General features: G+C 65.5%; 2 protein-coding genes. One reads left to right on the top strand and one right to left on the bottom strand.

From position 1 onward, the window contains the following. Window positions 1-965, bottom strand: a 965-nt coding sequence (locus V3572_RS10340) for an AAA family ATPase (RefSeq protein ID WP_332110910.1), incomplete at its 3' end; no start/stop codon positions are given. Between the two features lie 99 nt (window positions 966-1064). Here V3572_RS10340 and treS point away from each other — a divergent pair. Then, window positions 1065-3488 (top strand): maltose alpha-D-glucosyltransferase (treS, locus tag V3572_RS10335; protein ID WP_332110908.1); only part of this gene is annotated, 2424 nt, incomplete at its 3' end.

The raw sequence follows: 3488 nt of genomic DNA, 5'->3' as shown, positions 1-3488 counted from the left end.
TGAATGTAAAATACATTTTCAAATTGAAAATATAAAATCAGTTTTGCCATATACTGGGTCCGGGCCTGATCCAAGGCCCGTTGCCGCTCGACGGCGTGGGCCAGGGGCGCGGCGGCAAAGGGCTGCGGCGCGGGCGCAAGCGTTTGCAGGACGGCCGTCCTGGCGGCCAGGGCGGTCAGGCGGCGTTTGAGACTTTCGCGGCGGGCAAGGACGGTTTCCAGGGCCGGGATGTCCCGGGCCAGGACGGCAAGCTGGTCTTCCGCGTCGCGTCCGGCCTCCAGGGCGCATTCCAGGTCCGGCAGGCGGGAAAGGCGGTCCAGGTCGCGGCGGGCGACGTCGGCGGCGGCCTCCAGGCGGCGCTTCTCGTTTTTGGCCTTGCGCACCTTGTCCGTGAGCAGGTTCTGCATGGCGATCAGGTGGGCGCTTTCGGAGGAGGCGGCGAAAAAGGAGGCCATGATCGACCCGGGCTTGCCCAGCAGAAACACGGGTTCGCGCTGGTTGCCCAGGTGCACGTCGATGTCGTCGGCGCCTTCCACGGGAACGAGGTTCAGGCGCAGGGCGGCCAGGACGTCCTCGGGCGGGGTGCGGCCGAACTTGGCGTAGGTCACCGGCTCGGCCGCCCCGGGCGGGGTAAGCTCGTAGACGGCGTATTTCGGCTTTCTGACCCAGGCCACGCGGGTTCCATCGGAAAGCTCCACGGTCACCCGGGCCTCCTTGGCCCCGTGGCGGATGACGTGCTTGGGGATGGGGTTTTCGGCCAGGCAGCGCAGGGCCTCGACCACGGCGGATTTTCCGGTATTGTTGGGACCGGTGAGGACGTTTAGGCCCGGGGCGAATTCGAAGACGCTCGCGCCGTGGGCCAGGAAGTTTTCCAGGGTCAGTTTGACGATCATGGGAAGAAAGACAAACCAGATGCCGGGCAAACAATCAAGAGGGTTTTTCGTCCGGCGGGCGGCCATGCCCATGGGGACCGGCCGCCTTGACGCCTGGCCGAAAACACCGGAGGATGATGCTCGGCAAGCCAGGATTCGCCTGCGCTGAAAGAAACGAGGCGGGGACGGACCATGACGACGCAGGGCACACCGGAAAGTGAGACCGACGCGCAGTGGTACAAGGATGCGGTCATCTACGAACTGCACATCAAGGCCTTCATGGATGCCAACGGCGACGGCATCGGCGATTTTGCGGGCCTGACCAGCCGTCTGGACCACCTGGAGCGGCTGGGGATCACGGCCATATGGCTTCTGCCGTTTTATCCCTCGCCCCGGCGCGACGACGGCTACGACATCGCCGACTACCGGGGCATCCACCCCGACTATGGGACGCTTTCGGAGTTCCGGGCCTTTTTGCGCGCGGCCCACGCCCGGGGCATGAAGGTCATCACGGAGCTGGTCTTAAACCACACCTCGGACCAGCACCCCTGGTTCCAGGCCGCCCGCAAGGCCAAACCCGGTTCGGCGGCGCGCGATTTCTACGTCTTTTCCGACACCCCCGCCCGCTACCCCGACGCCCGGATCATCTTCAAGGACTTCGAACATTCCAACTGGACCTTCGACCACAAGGCCAAGGCCTACTACTGGCACCGGTTTTATTCCCACCAGCCGGATCTCAATTTCGACAATCCCCGGGTCAAAAAGGAGATGCTTCGGATTCTCGACTTCTGGCTGTCCATGGGCGTGGACGGGTTGCGTCTGGACGCCGTGCCGTATCTTTTCGAACGTGACGGCACGAACTGCGAGAACCTGCCCGAGACCCACGCCTTTTTGCGTGAGCTGCGGGCGTATGTGGATGCGAAATATCCCGGCCGCATGCTTTTGGCCGAGGCCAACCAGTGGCCCGAGGACGCGGCGGCCTATTTCGGGACCGGCCGCGGCGACGAATGCAACATGGCCTTCCACTTCCCCATCATGCCGCGCATCTTCATGTCGCTTATGATGGAGGACCGGTTTCCCCTGTTCGACATCTTCGAGCAGACCCCGGCCCTCCCCGAGACCTCCCAGTGGGCCATGTTTTTGCGCAACCACGACGAACTGACCCTGGAGATGGTCAGCGACGAGGAGCGCGACTACATGTACCGGGTCTACGCCAAGGACGCCCGGGCCCGCATCAACCTGGGCATCCGGCGCAGGCTGGCCCCGCTTATGCAAAACAACCGGCGGCGGCTGGAGTTGATCAACTTCATCCTGTTTTCCTTCCCCGGCACCCCCATCATCTATTACGGCGACGAGATCGGCATGGGCGACAACTTCCACCTGGGCGACCGGGACGGGGTGCGCACGCCCATGCAGTGGAGCCCGGACAAAAACGCCGGGTTCTCCCGGGCCAACCCCCACAGCCTGTACCTGCCCGTGGTCATCGACCCGGAATACCACTACCAGGCCGTCAACGTGGAGAACCAGGAACACAACCTGACCTCGTTTCTGTGGTGGATGCGCCGGGTCATCGCCATGCGCAAACGCCTGCGCTGCCTGGGCCGGGGGAGCATGGAGTTCGTTTTGCCCGACAACCCCAAGGTCTTGTCCTTCGTGCGCCGCCTGGGCGACGAGGTCATCCTGGTGGTGGTCAACCTGTCGCGCTATCCCCAGGTGGCCGAGATGGATCTGTCGGCCCACGCCGGGTGCGAACCCGTGGAGGTCTTCGGCAACACCCGCTTCCCGGTCATCCGCGACACGCCTTATGTGCTGCCCCTGGGCTTCCACAGCTATTTCTGGTTCCGCCTGACGCCGCCCCAGGCGCCGGACGCGGACGCCGCGCGGCGTGGACGGCGTGGCCGCAGCCGGTGGACGCCCCCCGAGGTGGAGCTTCCCGAAATCGACGGCGGCGAGGTGGGACGGCGTTTTCGCCGCACCCTGGCGGAACGGGTGCTCCCCGTCTATCTTCCCCGGCTTTTCCCCGAACTGTCCGGCCTGTTGCGGGTGGAGACGGCCGCCGTCCATGTCCTGCCCGGCGGGGGCGACGACCCGGTGTGGCTGGTTCTGGCCGCCGTGTACGCCAGGCAGGGGACGCCCGTGACCATGCCCCTGCTTTTGACCTTGTGCCAGGGCGAGGCCGCCACGCGGCTGGCCGGGGAATATCCCGGGGCCGTGGCCGCCCGGGGCCGACTGGCCGGGGAACAGGCCCTTTTGGTCAACGGTTTTGCCGTAAGCTCGGCCCGGACGGCCCTTTTTACGGCCATGGCCCGGGGCCGCAAGACCCTGGCGGGGCAGGAGGAGCTGTCGGTTGCGCACCTGTCCCGAGCCCGTCCGCCCGGGGCCATGGGCGCGTCGTCCCGTTTTTCCCGCGATGCCCGGGGCAACATGGTCATGGTGGCGGACAACGCCTGGACGCTCAAAACGTATGCCCGGGTGGAGCCGGGGCCGCATCACGAGGTGGAGCTCCTGGAATTTCTGGCCAAAAGCGCCTGCCGCGACCACGTGCCGGTTCCGTATTCGGTCATGCGGCATTGTCCGCCCCAGGAGGAGGCCACGGTCCTGGCCCTTCTGACCTCC

It is taken from the genome of Desulfolutivibrio sp. (genome assembly GCF_036584575.1).
In the GTDB taxonomy this organism is placed as follows: domain Bacteria; phylum Desulfobacterota; class Desulfovibrionia; order Desulfovibrionales; family Desulfovibrionaceae; genus Desulfolutivibrio.
The sequence above is the reverse complement of the archived record's forward strand: the minus strand, read 5'-3'. Positions and strand labels throughout refer to the sequence as shown.